The organism is Acinetobacter sp. 24-47-67 (assembly GCF_056779735.1).
Genome location: NZ_JBWYIK010000001.1, coordinates 200,375 through 218,745, shown reverse-complemented (window position 1 = coordinate 218,745; position 18,371 = coordinate 200,375). Strand labels below are relative to the sequence as shown.

The 18,371-nt window shown below is 39.0% G+C and carries 13 protein-coding genes; 7 read left to right on the top strand and 6 right to left on the bottom strand.

What is annotated here, in order from left to right; all coding sequences use genetic code 11:
* The first annotated feature begins 52 nt into the window (after positions 1 to 52).
* On the top strand, positions 53 to 2,662 hold the full coding sequence (gene pepN, locus AC1M9K_RS01110; RefSeq protein WP_481588219.1) for an aminopeptidase N: 2,610 nt from the start codon (positions 53 to 55) through the stop codon (positions 2,660 to 2,662).
* A gap of 52 nt (positions 2,663 to 2,714) precedes the next feature.
* Here the strand turns inward: pepN and putA are convergent, their stop codons facing one another.
* Positions 2,715 to 6,464: a trifunctional transcriptional regulator/proline dehydrogenase/L-glutamate gamma-semialdehyde dehydrogenase gene (gene putA / locus AC1M9K_RS01105; RefSeq protein WP_481588218.1), complete on the bottom strand. Its 3,750-nt coding sequence runs from the start codon at positions 6,462 to 6,464 to the stop codon at positions 2,715 to 2,717.
* Positions 6,465 to 6,589: 125 nt separating this feature from the next.
* Between putA and AC1M9K_RS01100 the strand changes: the two genes are divergently transcribed.
* Positions 6,590 to 7,081: an Lrp/AsnC ligand binding domain-containing protein gene (locus AC1M9K_RS01100; RefSeq protein WP_035263751.1), complete on the top strand. Its 492-nt coding sequence runs from the start codon at positions 6,590 to 6,592 to the stop codon at positions 7,079 to 7,081.
* Between the two features lie 45 nt (positions 7,082 to 7,126).
* Here AC1M9K_RS01100 and putP read toward each other — a convergent pair whose 3' ends face one another.
* Positions 7,127 to 8,641 carry a sodium/proline symporter PutP gene (gene putP / locus AC1M9K_RS01095; protein ID WP_180027777.1) on the bottom strand — a complete coding sequence of 505 codons (1,515 nt, stop codon included), beginning with the start codon at positions 8,639 to 8,641 and terminating at the stop codon, positions 7,127 to 7,129.
* Positions 8,642 to 9,009: 368 nt separating this feature from the next.
* On the opposite strand from putP, the gene AC1M9K_RS01090 reads away from it, so the two are divergent.
* Together AC1M9K_RS01090 and AC1M9K_RS01085 are read left to right on the top strand one after the other, a co-directional pair.
* Complete coding sequence (locus AC1M9K_RS01090) at positions 9,010 to 10,467, top strand: aspartate ammonia-lyase (protein WP_481588217.1); 1,458 nt, start codon at positions 9,010 to 9,012, stop codon at positions 10,465 to 10,467.
* Positions 10,468 to 10,631: 164 nt separating this feature from the next.
* A complete protein-coding gene (locus AC1M9K_RS01085; protein WP_481588216.1) occupies positions 10,632 to 11,522 on the top strand; it encodes a DUF4349 domain-containing protein in 891 nt (296 codons plus the stop codon).
* Positions 11,523 to 11,531: 9 nt separating this feature from the next.
* On the opposite strand, the gene AC1M9K_RS01080 is transcribed toward AC1M9K_RS01085, so the two are convergent.
* The 3 genes from AC1M9K_RS01080 to AC1M9K_RS01070 form a co-directional block, all read right to left on the bottom strand.
* On the bottom strand, positions 11,532 to 12,254 hold the full coding sequence (locus AC1M9K_RS01080; protein ID WP_481588215.1) for an SIR2 family NAD-dependent protein deacylase: 723 nt from the start codon (positions 12,252 to 12,254) through the stop codon (positions 11,532 to 11,534).
* Between the two features lie 75 nt (positions 12,255 to 12,329).
* Positions 12,330 to 13,238: an alpha/beta fold hydrolase gene (locus tag AC1M9K_RS01075; RefSeq protein ID WP_481588214.1), complete on the bottom strand. Its 909-nt coding sequence runs from the start codon at positions 13,236 to 13,238 to the stop codon at positions 12,330 to 12,332.
* 11 nt (positions 13,239 to 13,249) lie between these two features.
* Positions 13,250 to 13,792: a PadR family transcriptional regulator gene (locus AC1M9K_RS01070; RefSeq protein ID WP_481587528.1), complete on the bottom strand. Its 543-nt coding sequence runs from the start codon at positions 13,790 to 13,792 to the stop codon at positions 13,250 to 13,252.
* Positions 13,793 to 13,930: 138 nt separating this feature from the next.
* Between AC1M9K_RS01070 and AC1M9K_RS01065 the strand changes: the two genes are divergently transcribed.
* From AC1M9K_RS01065 to AC1M9K_RS01055, 3 genes are all read left to right on the top strand, one after another.
* Positions 13,931 to 15,955 carry a 2,4-dienoyl-CoA reductase FMN-binding domain-containing protein gene (locus tag AC1M9K_RS01065; RefSeq protein WP_481588213.1) on the top strand — a complete coding sequence of 675 codons (2,025 nt, stop codon included), beginning with the start codon at positions 13,931 to 13,933 and terminating at the stop codon, positions 15,953 to 15,955.
* Between the two features lie 146 nt (positions 15,956 to 16,101).
* On the top strand, positions 16,102 to 16,509 hold the full coding sequence (locus AC1M9K_RS01060) for a nuclear transport factor 2 family protein (RefSeq protein ID WP_035263736.1): 408 nt from the start codon (positions 16,102 to 16,104) through the stop codon (positions 16,507 to 16,509).
* Between the two features lie 51 nt (positions 16,510 to 16,560).
* The gene (locus AC1M9K_RS01055) at positions 16,561 to 17,661 is read left to right on the top strand and encodes a YheT family hydrolase (RefSeq protein ID WP_481588212.1); all 1,101 of its coding nucleotides are present in this window, start codon (positions 16,561 to 16,563) and stop codon (positions 17,659 to 17,661) included.
* Between the two features lie 97 nt (positions 17,662 to 17,758).
* Here AC1M9K_RS01055 and AC1M9K_RS01050 read toward each other — a convergent pair whose 3' ends face one another.
* Positions 17,759 to 18,157 (bottom strand): internalin, encoded by a 399-nt coding sequence (locus AC1M9K_RS01050; RefSeq protein WP_481588211.1) that lies wholly within the window; start codon positions 18,155 to 18,157, stop codon positions 17,759 to 17,761.
* Positions 18,158 to 18,371: the final 214 nt, after the last annotated feature.

The following is an 18,371-nucleotide window of genomic DNA, read 5'->3' as shown; positions in this document are numbered from 1 at the left end:
TGACTTCACATAAAAGCATAATCGCTGTAAAGAACAGCTTATAGGACGAGTTATGAATATCGCGGCAAATCCAGTGATCGAAGCAGATCAAACGATTTTTTTGAAAGATTATCAGAAGCCAGCATTTGTCGTGGATTCGATTGAATTAAATATCCAAGTCTATGACGATCATACGATGGTGACAGGCACACTAAAAATGCAACGTCAGACTGAAGGTGATTTGGTTTTGCTTGGTCGTGATCTTGAGTTGAAGTCAATTACACTGAATGGTCAAGAGTTAAATTCTTCGCAATATTATCTAGATGATGAACAATTGGTGATTAAAGCTGTACCTGATGATGCATGCATCGTTACAGTCGTTAAAATTCATCCTGAATCAAACACACAACTTGAAGGTTTATACCAAGCAGCATCTGATCTGTTTGTTACACAGAACGAACCAGAAGGCTTTCGTAAAATTACGTTCTATCCAGACCGTCCAGATGTGCTGTCTGTTTTCACAACACGTGTCGAAGCGGATAAGAAATTTCCAGTCCTACTGGCGAATGGTAATTTAATTGAAGCGGGTGATGTGGGCGAAGGACGTCATTATACCATTTGGCAAGATCCAACCAAGAAACCAGCCTATCTCTTTGCATGTGTCATTGGTGACTTAGCGGTATTAAAAGATCGTTACGTCACGTCTGAAGGTCGTGACGTAGCTCTAGAAATTTATGCTGAAGAAAAAGATATTCCGAAGTGCCATATTGCCATGGAAGCACTTAAACATTCTATGCGTTGGGATGAAGAACACTATGGATTACCTTATGATTTAGACAATTATATGATTGTCGCGACCAGTGCATTCAATATGGGTGCAATGGAAAACAAAGGGCTTAATATTTTTAACACATCATGTGTTTTAGCTGATGAAGAATACACGACTGATGCTGCGATTATGCGTGTTCAATCTGTTATCGCTCATGAATATTTCCATAACTGGACGGGTAATCGTATTACTTGCCGAGACTGGTTCCAACTTTGTCTGAAAGAAGGTTTAACCGTTTTCCGTGATCAATCTTTTTCTGAGGATTTGCAGTCTGCTGCTGTTCAACGAATTGATGATGTAGCAGTGCTTAAAGCGCACCAATTCCCTGAGGATTCAGGACCATTGTCTCATCCTCCACGTCCAGATCATTTCGTAGAAATTAATAACTTCTATACAGCGACTGTGTATGAAAAAGGTGCAGAAATTAACCGCATGATGGCGACTTTATTAGGTAAAGAAAAATTCCGTAAAGGAACGGATGAGTATTTCCGTCGCCATGATGGTCAAGCTGTGACTGTGGAAGATTGGGTTGCTGCATTATCAGCAGGTTCTGGTGTGGATTTATCAGGATTTTTAACTTGGTATAACCAACCGGGTACACCTAAGCTTGAAGCCAAAGGTGAGTATGATGCTGAGCAGAAAACTTATCGTTTAAACTTTAAGCAAAGTTTAAAACCACATCCAAAATATCCAAACTTAAAAGCGGTTCCAATTCCTGTCGCTTTGGCTTTGTTTGATGAACACACTGGTGAGCAACTTCAACTTGAATGCTCAGCTTTAGTTGAAGATCAAGTCAAAGATGGTGTTTACTTATTCACGACTGATGAAGCAACGATCGAGTTTAAAAACGTGGCGAAGGTGCCTGTAATTTCACTATTACGAAATTTCTCTGCACCCGTGAATTTAGAGTTTAATTATACTGATGAACAGCTTGCGTTCTTATTACAGTACGAAACCAATGGCTTTAATCAGTGGCAAGCGACGCAAACATTGCTTGAGCGCATCTTACTAAATGACCAATCTGCTGACATATATATTGAAGCGATGTTAAAAACGCTACCTAGAGTAATTCAGCAAGATCCGCTGTTAGCTTCACGTTTATTTGATGTTCCGAGTGAAGGTTATTTGGGTAGTCGTATTGACCACGATTATCAACCGACAGCGATCTATGAAAAGCGTAATGCTCTATTAGATACTTTGTCTCGCCGTTTAGGTGATTTTGCTAAAGAAACTTATTTATCATTAGATCCAGCAACACAGTCAGATTTTTCCCAAGCTATGGGTACACGTGCTTTAAAGAACATCATGCTTTCTTTTATTGCGCGTCAAGGAGATGAAGCTGCATTTGACTTAGCTGAGCAACAGTATCGTCAAACACGTAATATGTCTGAACGTTTAGGTGCTTTAAAAGTGTTGGTGTGGAATGATGCACCGCAAGCTGCTGAAATTTTAGAAGATTTCTATGCGCGTTTTAAAGATGAGGCTCTATCAATGGATCAGTGGTTTATGATCCAAGCAGCTCATCCGAAAGCGACAGCAGAGACGATTCAAAAACTGACATCACATGCTGATTACGATCTTAAAGTACCTAATCGAATCCGTGCTGTAACTGGTGGTTTAAATTCAAACCCTGTGAATACTTGGAGTTTTGGGGTAGATCACATTATTCAGTTGGCTCAATATTTGGACGAAAAGAATCCGATTGTAGGCTCACGTTTGTTACAACTTTTGTCACGTTGGTACACGTTAGCCCAACCTCAACAAGCCGAAGTCAAAGCGAAACTCGAAGCATTGAAACCTATCGTGAAATCTAAAAATGTATCTGAAACTTTAAATAGTATGCTTGCTGTTTAAATCACAAATAAAAAACCAGTGCAATGCACTGGTTTTTTTTGACTCAACAGAATCAAGCTTGCATGGTCATTAGACTTGCATTACCACCTGCAGCTGCGGTATTAATACTAATTGCACGTTCAATAAAGAAGCGTTCTAAAGGAATGTCATAATTACCAGGCTCTAGATGTGTAATTCCGATGATCGCACCTTGTCGCTGAGCCACTTTATCTTGCAATTTTAACAGTTGATTTTTGGTGCCATGATGTAGAATTGCATCAAAACTACCTGTCTCAATATCAGCAATGATGGCGATACGTTGAGCGACTTCTTTAGGCATAGACTGTAAGTATTTTAAAACAAACGTATTCTCACCTAGAACAGTTGGCTGAGAGCCAACCGCGAGAATGGCATGAAGTTGATGAATCTGATCTATTTCTTGATCTGCCAAGCTTAAAACACGATGTCTCGGTAACACAACATATTGATTATTTTCACCTGTTGGTCCTTGTAATTCATAGCTATGTCCGACACAACTTGGTTGCAACACCTTCATTTGATAATGAGGGAATGACTTATTGACCCAATCTTTATATTGATTCAATACGTTTTGCTGTTCAGTCAATTCAACGCCTTTGCTCGTTGCATAAGGTTGTTCAATTTTTTTATGTGTACATTCATGCATTAACCGATAAATATACATCGGTCCACCAGCTTTGGGACCTGTACCAGATAAACCTTCTCCACCGAAGGGTTGTACACCGACAACAGCACCTACAATGTTGCGGTTAATATAGAGATTTCCAACTTCTGCTTTTGAAATTACGGTTTGTATGGTTTCATCGATACGCGTGTGTAAGCCCATAGTCAAACCATAGCCTTTGGCATTGATTTGATCAATAAGTCGATCAAGTTCGCCATATTTATACGTAATGACATGCAGTACTGGACCAAAAACTTCACGTTCAAGATCATCTAAATGTGGTAACTCAATTAAAGTCGGTTTAACAAATGTCCCTTGCTTGAGATGAGAGTCATCTTCATCCCACATGAGTTGTTGAACGTGATAACCCAGAGATTTCATTTTATTAATATGTTGATCAATGGTTTGTTTTGCTTCTCGATCAATTACAGGTCCAATATCAGTTTTCAATAAACTTGGAATGCCGACACGCAATTGCTTCATTGCACCTTTGAGCATTTTGATCACGGTATATGCATTATCTTCTTGAACACATAAAATTCGCAGTGCTGAACAACGCTGACCTGCACTATCAAATGCTGAGCTGACAACATCTAATACCACCTGTTCAGTCAGGGCAGAAGAATCTACGATCATGGCATTTTGACCGCCAGTTTCTGCAATGAGAGGTATTGATTGACCAAATTGATTCAGTCGTTTTGCAACGGTTTTCTGCAAAATTTTCGCAACCTCAGTTGACCCTGTAAACATAATACCTTGAATACGATGATCACTACTGAGTTGTGCACCCACTGTTTCACCACGTCCTGGCAAGAGCTGTAAGACAGATTGTGGTACGCCAGATTCCCAAAGGATCTGAACTGCAATTGAGGCAATTAAAGGAGTTTGCTCCGCTGGTTTGGCGATTACAGTATTCCCTGTTACAAGTGCCGCCGCGATTTGACCTGTAAAAATTGCCAATGGGAAGTTCCAAGGACTAATACACAGTACTGTACCTAAGGGTTGAATAACGGCTTTGTGTTCTAGATCTTTCACTTGTGCTGCGTAGTAGCGTAAGAAATCTACTGCTTCGCGTACTTCAGCAATCGCATTGGCAAATGTTTTACCGCTTTCGCGACTGAGCAGAACCATTAGCTCTTCAAGTCGAGACTCCATCACATTGGATGCTGTAATTAAATATTCTGCACGTTGATCTTTTTCTAAATTTTGCCAATCCTGCTGTGCTTCAGTCGCATTAACTAACGCCATTTCCACTTGCATGGCATGAGTTTCCGTCACATCACCGACAATATCTTGATGGTTCGCAGGATTGAGAATTGCCATTGACTCTGTATCGTGTACGTATTCATCTAATCTCAGACCCATTGGGGTGGCTTTAATTTGAACTTTAGACCATTGTTGATAAGTATGATTCAAATGTTCAAGGTCTTGGTCATTTGCAAGATCAATTCCAAGAGAGTTAGGGCGATGATCAGCATATAAATGTTTCGGATATGGAATAGCAGGGTGCTTTAATCCAACTTTGCCTTCGATTCGACTTGTGACATCAATGGTTTGATGTGGATTTTCAATCAAGTCATCAATTTTGAGTGTTTTATCAGCAATACGATTTACAAAAGACGTGTTTGCACCATTTTCAAGCAATCGTCTAACCAAATAAGCCAAAAGGGTTTCGTGATTTCCGACAGGTGCATAAATTCGGCAAGGTATGCCAAGTTTATCATCTGCTTTAGAACCGACGACTTGTTCATAAAGTGGTTCGCCCATGCCATGTAAACATTGGAATTCGTATTGTCCCTTATAATATTGTTCAGGATTTGCTAAATGATAAATAGTGGCTAAGGTTTGTGCATTATGTGTCGCGAATTGCGGATAAATAAAGTCTGGTTCGGCTAAAAGTTTGCGAGCACATGCAATATAAGATAAATCTGTGTGCACTTTTCGAGTAAAGACAGGATAATCGGTCATGCCTTCAACTTGTGCTTTCTTAATTTCACTGTCCCAATAGGCGCCTTTGACTAAACGAATCATTAAACGTTTTTGACTACGCTTAGCTAAATCAATGATGTAATCGACCACGTAAAAACATCTTTTTTGATAAGCTTGAATCACAAATCCAATGCCTTTCCAGCCATTCAATTTTGGTTCGAAACATAAGCGTTCAAGAAGTTCCAATGAAATTTCCAGCCGATCAGTTTCTTCAGCATCGATATTTAGACCAATATCATATTGTTTCGCTAGAACCGCTAGATTAAAGACTTTGTGATAAAGCTCATCGTGTACACGGTCAATTTGCGAACGTTGATAACGTGAATGAAGTGCTGAAAGTTTGATTGAGATACCGGGGCCTTCGTAAACATCTTTGTCAGACGATGCCTTACCAATCGCATGAATCGCATTTGTATAATCTTGATAATAGCGCTCCGCATCATGATCTGTAAGTGCTGCTTCACCTAACATATCATATGAGTATCGGAAGCCTTGTTCTTCTAATCGTTCGGCATTATTTAACGCCTCATCAATGGTTTCACCTGTAACAAACTGTTCACCCATCATACGCATAGCAACATCAACGGCTTTGCGAATAATGCCACGGCCACTTCGTGCCAAGATGCCTGTGAGTAGACCAGATAAACTATTTGCTTTAGGTGTTTCCATTAATTTACCGGTCAACATTAAGCCCCATGCTGCCGCGTTTACAAACATTAGGCTGCTTTGACCTAAATGATCTTTCCAATTGCCTTGGTTGATTTTGTCTTTGATCAATAAGTCACGTGTTGCTTTATCAGGGATACGTAACAGCGCTTCAGCTAAACACATGAGCGCAATACCTTCTTGTGAAGATAATGAAAATTCTTGTAATAAACCCTGTACAATGCCTGCTTTGCCCGCTGACCCTTTACGTTCACGTAATGAATGCGCTAAATTGAAGGCTAATTGATAAATTTTGTCTGAAATTTCTTGATCAATCTCGGTCTGTTCGAGAAGTGTTTCGACACATTCAGATTCATCACGGCGCCATGCACGATTTATTTCTAATTCTAGATCTGATTTATCTTTAAATTCAGTAATGTCTTGAATGTCTATTGGGCGAGAAAGGGGTGAGCTAAGTTGTTCCATGAGATATACGCCAGCGTCCTGTGACAATGAAATAGATTTATCTATAAGGTTTATTTAATTTATAATTACAGAAAATATGGTGCATAACTCACTATAATTAGAGTTAAATTTAGAGAATAATTCGCATGCAGACTCAAATGATGACGTTGGATCGTACAGATTTAAAAATTTTAGATATCTTGCAAAAAGATGGGCGTCTATCAAATATAAAACTTGCTGAAATGGTCAATCTTTCTCCCACAGCAGCGCTTGCTCGAGTACAAAAACTAACCAAAGATGGATATATTACAGGTTATGAAGCCAAGTTAAATCCAGATCTGCTGAATCGAAGTTTTGTGGTATTTGTCGAAATTTTATTAGATAAAACAACTCCAAATGTATTAGAAGAATTTTCTGATGCAGTGAGAAGTTACCCTGAAATTGTTGAATGTCACATGATCAGCGGTGGGTTTGATTTTGTAGTTAAAATTCGTTGCGCCAACATGGAAGAGTTTCGTAAGATCTCTGGACAGGTTTTATGGCAACTGCCTGGCATCAAAGAAACCCGTAGCTATCCAGTGATGGAAGTTATTAAGGAATCTTCGCAAGTGCAACTTAAGCAAACATTTAAAAAGTAAATGTATAAGAAAGGGGCTATAAGCCCCTTAATTTTTTATTTCTCATTACCTTCCATTTTTGATTTCTTGCATTTCAATTTCATATTTCTGTTGAGCTTCATCAAAACGGTCAGTCACATCTTGCGCTGGCGGGCGGCCTAATAAACTCACCACCATAATACTCACCCAAGATAAAATAAAGCCAGGAATGATTTCATAGACGCCAGTATCAGCCATGGTGTTTTTCCATACAATGACGGTAACAGCACCAACAATCATACCTGCCAATGCACCATTGATGGTCATTCGCTTCCAGAAGAGAGAAAGGATAATCAGTGGTCCAAATGCTGCACCAAAGCCAGCCCACGCATAAGCAACTAAACCGAGTACCTTGCTGTTCGGATTCATTGCAAGGAAGATTGCCATAATCGCAACGATTAATACCATCAAACGACCTACCCAAACCAGCTCGGTTTGTGAGGCAGATTTACGAATAAATGCTTTGTATAAGTCTTCTGTAAGCGTGGTAGAGCATACCAATAGTTGGCAGCTTAGGGTACTCATCACTGCAGCAAGAATCGCGGCAAGAATCACTCCTGCAACCCATGGATTAAATAAGATTTTAGTTAATTCCATGAAGACTGTTTCAGGATTTGCATTGACTGCAGCACCGAGTTGAGGAAACGTATCAAAGTAAGCGATTCCGAAATAACCGACAGCGACTGCACCACCAAGACATAGAATCATCCATGTCATTCCAATTCGACGTGCTGCTGGAATAGACTTCACGGAATCTGCTGCCATAAAGCGCACAAGAATATGTGGTTGACCAAAGTAGCCAAGTCCCCATGCCATTGAAGATAAAATTGCTACAGTGCTGAGATCTGAAAGTAAATTATTTGCTAATGGGCGTGCGGATTCCACAATGACACTAACTTGCTGAGCATTTTCACCAATGGCTAAATAGGTCATTACTGGAGCAAGTAAAAGCGCAAAGATCATCAAGCCTGCTTGGAATGTATCTGTCCAACTGATGGCTAAGAAACCGCCAATACAGACATAACTAATCGTTGCCACTGCTCCAATCCATAGGGCTGTGTTGTAATCCCAACCAAATAGGCTTTCAAATAAACGTGCACCTGCGACCATGCCAGAGGCACAATAAATTGCAAAGAAAATCAAAATTACAAAAGCTGAGATGATACGAAGAACTTTTTTCCGATCACCAAAGCGGCTGGTGAAATAGTCGGGGAGAGTCAATGCGTTATGTTGTATTTCGGTATGAACACGTAGACGACCCGCGACCAACAGCCAGTTCAACCAAGCACCGATAATTAAACCAATGGCAATCCAAGCTTCGGATAAACCTGAGAGATAAATTGCACCAGGTAGGCCCATGAGTAACCAGCCACTCATATCTGATGCACCTGCGGATAATGCAGTGACGACACTGCCTAAACTCCGACCACCTAAAATATAATCATCAAAATTATTCGTGGCTTTGTAGGCATAAAGCCCAATGCCAAGCATCGCCACAATATAAAAAATAAATGTGATTAGCGTAGGATTTAATTGGCTCATTGCTATGCCATCCTTTGTCTGTCCTAAATGACCATCTTTCCGAGATGAATTTTTAATCGAATTATTCGAGGAGCTGATTCAAGCACGTTTTGAAAATTACGCTCTGTTACATTTGAGTGAGATTTATAGTTGTTTAGTGAAACTGAATGTAATTTTGGTTACAAAGACTATTTTTTCAAAAAAGTTTACTTTGAAGTTTAAAACAATTCTATAAATGATTATTTTTAACATAAAGTTACATTTGTCACTTAAACAGCGAAGTTGTAATTTTTTATTGCATAAAGAAGTATTAAATCAATAGTGAAAATAAGCATGAAGCCTATCATCGATATTGCACGATAATGGTGCATTATTGTTGAGTAATAAAAGTGTCTACGGTTCAATTTGATAAAACAAGAATAGAGCATGATCTGCTCGGTGAAAAAGCGGTTCCTTTCGATCGTTACTATGGGATTCATACCCTGCGTGCGATGGAGAATTTTCAGATTTCGCATCAACAAATAGGTGAAAACATACATTTTATTCGTGCATTGGCACAGGTAAAAAAAGCATCAGCACAGACAAATTTAAAATTTTCCAAATTGAGTCAAGATGTCAGCCAAGCGATTCAATGGGCTTGTGATCAATTGATTGAGCAGCCTGAAAGTTGGAAATCATCATTTCCAATTGATATTTATCAGGGTGGGGCTGGAACTTCTATTAATATGAATAGTAATGAAGTGGTGGCTAACCTTGCACTCGAGCATCTCGGCTTGCCTAAAGGTCAATATGATGTAATTCATCCAAACGACCATGTGAATAAATCGCAATCGACCAATGATGTTTATCCAACTGCATTGAGACTAGCAACATATTACAGTTTAGAAGATTTATTGTCTCAAGTTCGCTCATTAATCGCTGCTATTGAGATCAAAGCATCTGAATTTCAACACGTAATTAAAATGGGGCGAACTCAACTCCAAGATGCTGTACCCATGACACTCGGACAAGAGTTTCGTGCATTTGCGACGCTATTAAAAGAAGACTATCGCCTCATCCAAAAGATGCGTCATTTACTGCTAGAAATAAATTTGGGTGCGACTGCGATTGGAACGGGTGTGAACACACCTCATGGATATGCACTAGAAGTGGTTCAAACGCTTTCTCAAATTACTGGATTGAAATTACAAGGTGCTGAAGACTATGTTGAAGCCACCAGTGATTGTGGCGTATTTATTATTCTATCAAGTACTTTAAAGCGTTTAGCCGTCAAGCTCTCAAAAATTTGTAATGACCTGCGCTTATTAAGTTCAGGGCCTCGTACGGGATTAGCTGAAATTAGATTACCTGAATTACAAGCTGGCTCATCCATTATGCCTGCGAAAATCAATCCAGTTATTCCTGAAGTAGTGAATCAAATTGCTTTTAAAGTCATTGGTAATGATTTGACAGTGACCATGGCAGCTGAAGCGGGGCAGTTACAATTAAATGTCATGGAACCTGTAATTGCACTGACCATGAATGAATCGACCAATTTATTAATTCAAGCAATGCAAACACTGGAAAACAAGTGTATTCAAGGTATTACTGCAAATGAACAGTCTTGTTACGATGCAGTGATGCGAAGTGTTGGTATCGTCACATTATTAGATCCGATCTTAGGTCATGCCAAATGTGATGAAATTGGGAAGGTTTGTCTTGCAGAAAATAAAACCATTCAGCAAGTTGTCATTGAGCAGAGTCTTTTGACGCAAGAGCAGTTAAATCAAATTTTCTCTTTTGAAAATTTAGTGTCTGAGATCGCGGGTCATGTTGTCGATGATATGAACATGGACAAAGTAAGCTAATAGAGTAGGTAGAATCTGAAAGTCAATTGAATATGAATTGATGGCATATTTCATTCAATGAGGTATGCCATTTTCATTGAAACTTTTAAGTATAATTTCTTAATTGAATGTTTATAATAATTAAAATTTTGAGCCATCAATACAAACATTATAATTTAGAGAAAATGAATGAAAAGAATAGTAATAAGCACGCTGCTGTGTTCGATGATGCTGGCATCCTGTTCAAAAAAATAGAGGAACACTCTGCTGAAGCAGTTCAAGAAAACACTGCTGATACGCAAGTTGATATGCAAGAAGCGGCTGAACCAAATACTTTGCCCGTCCAGGAGCAAAAACCTGAGGTCATATTAAATCAAGAGGTTAATTCGGTTGATCTTACTCGTCGTATGGTTCGAGAGGCGCAAGTGAACTTTACCGTTAAAGATGTGGTGAAAAGCAGTTTAGAGATTGAAAAAATAACCCTTCAAGCAGGCGGATTTATTGAAAGAAAAGATATTGATTTCAATGTGGTTGATCTTAAACGTCAGAATATTTCAGAAGGTAAAGTAAAAGTATTTGAAAAAGTTGAACCTATATCTTTTATGGTGCTACGTGTACCGAGTGAGCGTGCCCCACATGTTGTTAATCAACTTTTACCTTTAATGTTTTTTCTGAATCAGCAACGCTATAGTGCACAACGTTTTGAATTGAAGCTTCTTCAAGAAAAAATGAATCAAGCACAGACTATTTCAAGTCAAGCACGACCAGCTCATTTGAATGAAATCACACGGCTCACTCAACTCGAAGTTCAAGACCGTGTTAAATTCAGTACGATCAGTTTACAACTGAATCAACCAACACTGGTCCGAGAAAGGGTTGATATTGATATTGATGCAGTGGCGCGATTAAATGGTGATCACTTTATTCAGCGTGCTTGGAATAGCATCAAATATGGCTGGCAATTTGTGCTCGATCTTTTGGTGTTTTTATTAATGATTTGGCCTTTTTATTTGATTGTCTTAATTGGCTTCTTGTTATATCGATGGTTAAAACCTTATTTTGATAAACTCAAATAAGCCCATGCCTCAATTTGGCTGAACTGAAGAAAGAAGTTTAGCCAAATCTTGCATTCCTTCGGTTGCTGATTTTGAGATACATGTATAGTGTTGTGGCACACGGCCGAGATCGGCTTTAGGGTCGATATAATACGCATCACAGCTTGGTGAAATACTGTGTACTAAGATTGCAACAGGATAAACAGCTAAGCTTGTTCCAATCACAACAAAGATTTCAGCTTGCTGGCAAATGACTTCTGCTTCTTCAAAAGCGGGAACGGATTCACCAAACCATACGACATGTGGACGAAGCGGATATCCAGCGTCACAGAAGTCACGAGAAATATCCAGTTCAGTACCTTCAATTGTGTAAAATTTGTCTGTGAATTGAGCATCTGGCCCTGAGGTTTTTGCCAGTCTTATATTTCCATGGAGATGTAGTACTTTTTTGCTTCCAGCTCGTTCATGTAAGTCATCAATATTCTGCGTGATCACATGTACATCATAATGTTGTTCAAGTGCTGCAATCGCAAGATGTGCTGCATTAGGTTCAGATGCTAAAATTTTTTTTCGCCGTTCATTGTAAAAGCGCTGTACTAAAACAGGATTGTTACGCCAAGCTTCGGGCGTTGCGACATCCTCTATGCGATGGTTTTCCCAAAGTCCATCGCTATCTCGAAATGTATTGATACCACTTTCAGCACTCATACCAGCACCCGAAAAAATCACAAGCTTTTTTTTAGACTGATTCATCCAATCTCCATCCTATTGATTTTATGCCCACGTATGACGTCTGGATCAACTTAATATTCAAATATTCATTAGAGCTTATATAGTTTGATTCAGAAATTTAGAAATTTCTTGTGCGAATTTAATGGGTTCATTGATCAAAGGCGTATGCCCTGAGCGCTCAAACAGTACGATACGATGATTTTTAACCGATTCAGCAATGAGCTTTTGCCCTTGCGCTGGATAGAGTGCGGATTTAGCGCCGATAAAAAAAGTTGCTGGACATTCTAACTTTGAGATCGCGGCTCTGTAATCTTCTTTATGGTTTAGATAGTTGTCAATGTACCAACGCATATAGTCGAGACGTTGCATAGGGAGGATTAACTTTTGAATTTTCGGTTGATTGAGTGTTGTTTTAAAAATTTTAGCGCTCAATTGATGATTATCTTGTAAAGATAAAAATTTAACCCAAAGCTCGACTAATTCGCGGCTTAAGTGAGTAGGTAATTCACTCAGGTTTTGATAATTTTCATGTTGATGTAAAAAAGAAGAAAGTTCGATGAGTAGCTTTTTGAACTCTGGATAGCGATCGCCCAATAGCCCGAAACTCCAAGTTTCATCAGAAGGTATTTTAGGGGTTTGATCAATATGCAAGTATGCTTGGATTTGATCAGCAAATTGACCATATTGCATACCATGCATGGCAGTAGTTGCCCCCATAGAATAAGCAATCACTTTATATTGTTGTCTAGGGCGTTGACTGATCAATGCCTGAATATCGTTCCAGTGACTTGAAATAGCATCAGTATCTGGAATTTTACAATGCTTAGACCCACCAAAACCACGCCAGTCAGGAATAATAAATTTATATTTCTTTAAATTAAATGCAAAAAAAGGAATCCATTGCCAACTTTGCATTCCTAAACCAGATAGCACCAAAACAGGTTCACCTTGACCTATTTCACGAACATATAATTTTTCGGCATCTTGCATGGTATAAAATGGCATAGATATATCCTTTATTTTGTATTCATTATTTTCAATTGTGGAATTACACGTTCTAACCAACTGATCCAACCTTGCTCTAATTCAATGCCTAATTGAAGAATCATTTTATGAATATAGAGTGTACGATCATCATTATCTTTATTAGCAAAATCTTTATCGTAAATCGCTTGATATATTTTTAACTTATTTTTATGAATCTCTAAATGAGATTCCAATTCTGTCAACACATTATTACCACCTAGTTGTGCTTCAGCTCTTAAACGCACCATCAATTCTTCTCTGAGTTGGGCAGGCTCACTATGCTGTACCATCCAATTGGCAAGTTCAGTTCGACCTAGAGCATCAACTTTATATTTTTTCTTTCTCGAGTTGGGATCACCTTCATCAATAGTCGAAATCCAACCTTTTTTTTGCATAGCATTGAGTTCACGATAGATTTGTTGGTGAGTTGCATTCCAAAAGAATCCCATAGAACGGTCAAAGCGACGCGCAAGTTCAATACCTGTACTTGGTTTTTCAATGAGACTGGTCAACAAAACATGTGCTAAAGACATAAATCATATATCGTAAAATCTTGAATCAACTTTATTATGCAACATGTTGCATAAAAAGCAAAATTAGAATATATATTTATGCAACAAGTTGCATGAAGCACACAATAATAGCAAGCAAACGCGAGCCATGAGGTCAGAATGTCAAATTATCCAAACTTACTTGCACCACTAGATTTAGGTTTTACCACTTTAAAAAATCGTGTATTGATGGGTTCAATGCACGTAGGTTTAGAAGAGGTTGAAGGTGGCTATGAACGTATGGCCGCATTTTATGCTGAGCGTGCTCAAGGACAGGTCGGTCTTATCGTGACGGGGGGGATTTCACCCAACGATGCTGGTGTGACTTTTGCTGGAGGGTCAAAATTAGACTCGATTGCTGAAGCTGAGAAACATAAAATCATTACACAAGCAGTACATGATGCTGGCGGTAAGATTGCAATGCAGATTTTGCATACTGGTCGATATTCATATCAGCCTGAAAATGTTGCACCATCAGCAATTCAGGCACCAATTAATCCAGTTAAACCTCATGCTTTAAGCTCGGCTGAAGTTCATCAAACCATTGATGATTTTGCCAACTGTGCAAAGCTGGCTCAATATGCAGGTTATGATGGTGTTGAGATTATGGGGTCTGAAGGTTACCTCATCAATGAGTTTATCGCAGCACGTACCAATCACCGTGATGACGAATGGGGTGGGAGTTATGAAAACCGCATTCGTTTGCCGATTGAAATTGTAAAACGTACCCGTGCAGAGGTGGGTGAAAACTTTATTATCATTTATAGACTTTCGATGCTCGATTTGGTTGAGGGCGGTTCAACGCTTGAAGAGGTCATCCATCTTGCAAAAGAAATTGAGAAAGCCGGAGCGACTATCATTAATACAGGGATTGGTTGGCATGAAGCGCGTATACCCACGATTGCAACGAAAGTACCTCGAGCAGCATTTACATGGGTGACAGAAAAGCTAAAAGGTGAAGTTAATATTCCATTGATTACCTCAAATCGTATCAATACCCCTGAAATGGCTGAACACGTGTTAGCTTCAGGTCATGCAGATATGATTTCTATGGCTCGCCCAATGCTTGCAGATGCAGAATTTGTACTAAAAGCTGAACAGGGTAGAAGTGACGAAATCAACACGTGTATTGGCTGTAACCAAGCGTGTTTGGATCATATTTTTTCACTCAGAATTGCGTCATGCTTGGTTAATCCACGTGCATGTCATGAAACTGAACTCATTTTTAAAGAAACCCATACGCCTAAAAAAATTGCTGTCATTGGTGCAGGTCCTGCAGGATTGAGTTTTGCTACTTATGCTGCTGACCGTGGTCATCAGGTCACCATTTTTGAGGCAGCCGATCAAATTGGGGGGCAATTTAATATTGCAAAAACGATTCCAGGAAAGGAGGAGTTTTATGAGACATTGCGTTACTTTAAGCGAAAAATTGAGTTGCAGCCTTTAATTCAATTGAAACTTAACCATACTGCAACTTTTGAAGAGCTCAATACAGATCAGTTTGATGAAATTGTAGTCGCTACAGGTGTGACACCTCGACATTTAGATATTGAAGGAATTGATCATCCAAAAGTGTTGTCTTATATCGAAGTTTTAAGAGAGAAAAAACCAGTCGGACAGCGTGTTGCGATTATTGGTGCTGGTGGTATTGGTTTTGATACTGCTGAGTATCTAACCCATGAGGGGGAAAGTGGAAGCTTGAATCCTCAAAAATTTTATGATGAATGGGGAATTGATACATCATATTCTAATGTAGGAGGTTTAAAACCTGCTCAAGTAGAACAGCCATCACGTGAAATCTACTTATTACAACGTAAAGCCACTTCAGTTGGTGCAGGCTTGGGTAAAACGACGGGTTGGATTCATCGTACTGGATTAAAAAATCGCGATGTAAAAATGATTCCAGGTGCAACGTATAACAAGATTGATGACCAAGGTTTACATATCACAATCAATGATCAAACTACCGTCTTAAACGTGGATCATGTGGTGATTTGTGCAGGTCAAGAGTCATATACGGCTATGTTTGATCAACTTGAGCAGGCAGGTAAAAAAGTTCATTTAATTGGTGGGGCGAAAGAAGCGGGTGAGCTAGATGCAAAACGTGCGATTCGTCAAGGTGCTGAATTGGCTGCCAAGATTTAAGCCAGAAAATTTCTCTCCTGTATTCTAGATGAAAGTGCGAGAAGAGGATTTGGAGAGGGTGCTTAATTGAATGAGACCTCTCCTTGACGCAGTATTCTCCCTTTTCTTCTAAACCATTGGACTGATACAACAAAAAGGACATAAAAATGACACTCGAAACCACACAAAAATCTATTCAACGTTGGCACCACATGCTTGAAACGCGTGATTTAAGTCTATTGAATGAGCTTTTGTCTGAAGAAGTCGTATTTAAATCACCCGTCGCATTTAAGCCTTATCCAGGCAAACAAGTTGTTACTTTTATTTTGACCAATGTGATTGAGATCTTTGAAAATTTTCGTTATCACCGTGAGTTCTATACAGCAGATGGGCTCAGTGTTGTGCTCGAATTTTCCGCAAATGTCGGTGAAAAAACATTAAAAGGGATTGATATGATCCAGTTTAATGAGCAAGGTCAAATTATTGACTTTGAGGTGATGATTCGGCCTAAAAGTGGTTTAGAGGCTTTGGCGTTGCAAATGGGCCAACGTATGGCTCAATTTCTACCAAAATAAATTAGGCATGTTTTTGGCTTATGAATTGGAGTAAGTAAATTCGGAGTCTGTATGAATCTTAATCAGCGTTTCAAGTGGATGCAAGAATTCACTCAAACCCAACTTGATCATTTTACTGGTGCAGCTATACCTTCAATCTATTTTAATCCGCAAGGTGAGTTAGCGCATGTGATTTCAAACTTGAAACGTCTGCATTATAAATATAGACCAACGCCGTGGCTCTCGAATACGCATGCTCACTTGGTGTATTTTGATAAAATTCGAAAGAAAACCGTAAAATTAGAATATGACTTCATTGAACAGTTAACAATGTCTGACGGGGGAACGACGGGTATTGCTTGGTATGGTATGCATCTGCCTGCGGAAACACCTACTATTTTAGTGCTACATACCATTACTGGAAGCCCAGCCAGTATGAGAGAATTGGTCAGAGACTTACATCAAGTAACTGGTTGGCGTATCGCATTGTGTTTAAGACGAGGGCATGCAGGTCTACCACTTTCAGTTCCTAAAATTAATCTTTTTGGAGACACGCAAGATCTAAGAGAGCAGATTGAACGTATTCAACAGCGCTTGCCATATTCTAAATTGTATGCAGTTGGGTCTTCAGCAGGAACTGGATTATTGGTCAGATATTTAGGGGAGGAAGAAAGTTCCACACCAATTCAAGCGGCTTTCGCACTTTGTCCTGGATACAATACGGAAACTGGTTTTTCAAATGTTCATCCTTTTTATAGCCGTTTGATGGCAAAAAAGTTAAATGCACATTTTTTAAAACCATATGAGCAACATTGGCGAAATTTAGAAAGTTTTAAGCAACTGAGTGTTGCTATAGATTTATTTGATTTTGAAAAAACATATTATCAGTTCGCTGGATTTGAAAATTATGACGCATATTGTAAAGCGACAAATCCCATCTATGTCTTTGAGAAGATTAGAGTGCCGTTGATGATTTTAAATTCGGAAGACGATCCAGTATGCCATATCCGCAATTTAGAGCCTTATAAAGAAGTGATTCAACATATGCCGAACATGGCAGTAGTGACCACAAAAAAAGGAAGCCATTGCTGTTTCTATGAAGGTAATAAAAATCCAGAATCTTGGGCACACAAATTAATTGCAGAATTTTTGTTAGAATTAGAGAAAGCCTGAAAATTTTTGTTGTTTATAAATGAATAACAATTTGACTTTCATTTATGTTGACATAAAAAAACCGAGTCTTGTCACTCGGTTTTTTTAAATTCGAAAATTAGTTTTCTAAAGCAGGGGTAGCAGCAGCAATAGCAGCGGCAACAGCATCATCTTCAGATTGAGAACCACCTGTTGATGCACTTGGAGAAGGTGTAGGGCGTTCTACATTTTCAACAGCTGGTGCTGGGGCAGGATTCGTTTGTGCAGGAGCATCACGGTATTCACGACGAATAGTCGCTGACGTATTGTTTGTCTCCTGATGCTCAATTTCAACTTGAGTTGGTGGCTCAGGTTCGATTTCAGGTTCAGAAATCTCTATGTTCTCAATTTGTTCTGCCTGTTCAGTTGTTTCAACAGTTTGTTCCTGTTCTTCTTCCTTAGGCGCTTCTTTTTTTACACATGCAGTAACGAGGAGTGCAGATAAGATTGCACCACCGATTAAAAGTTTTTTATTCATAGTTGCTCAAAACAAACTAGCTAGATCGACTGACGTAGTATAACAGCAAATTAACAGATGAAAATCACTGAAAGTGTGCGTGAATCTTTATTGGAAATGATGATAGAATAACCAATTGTTTATTGTTCTTTGAATTGATGCGGATTGACTTTGCTTTATAGGTACAGAGTAAAGTAAAATTGCGCAACATTGCAGGCCGATTTAGGCTCGATTG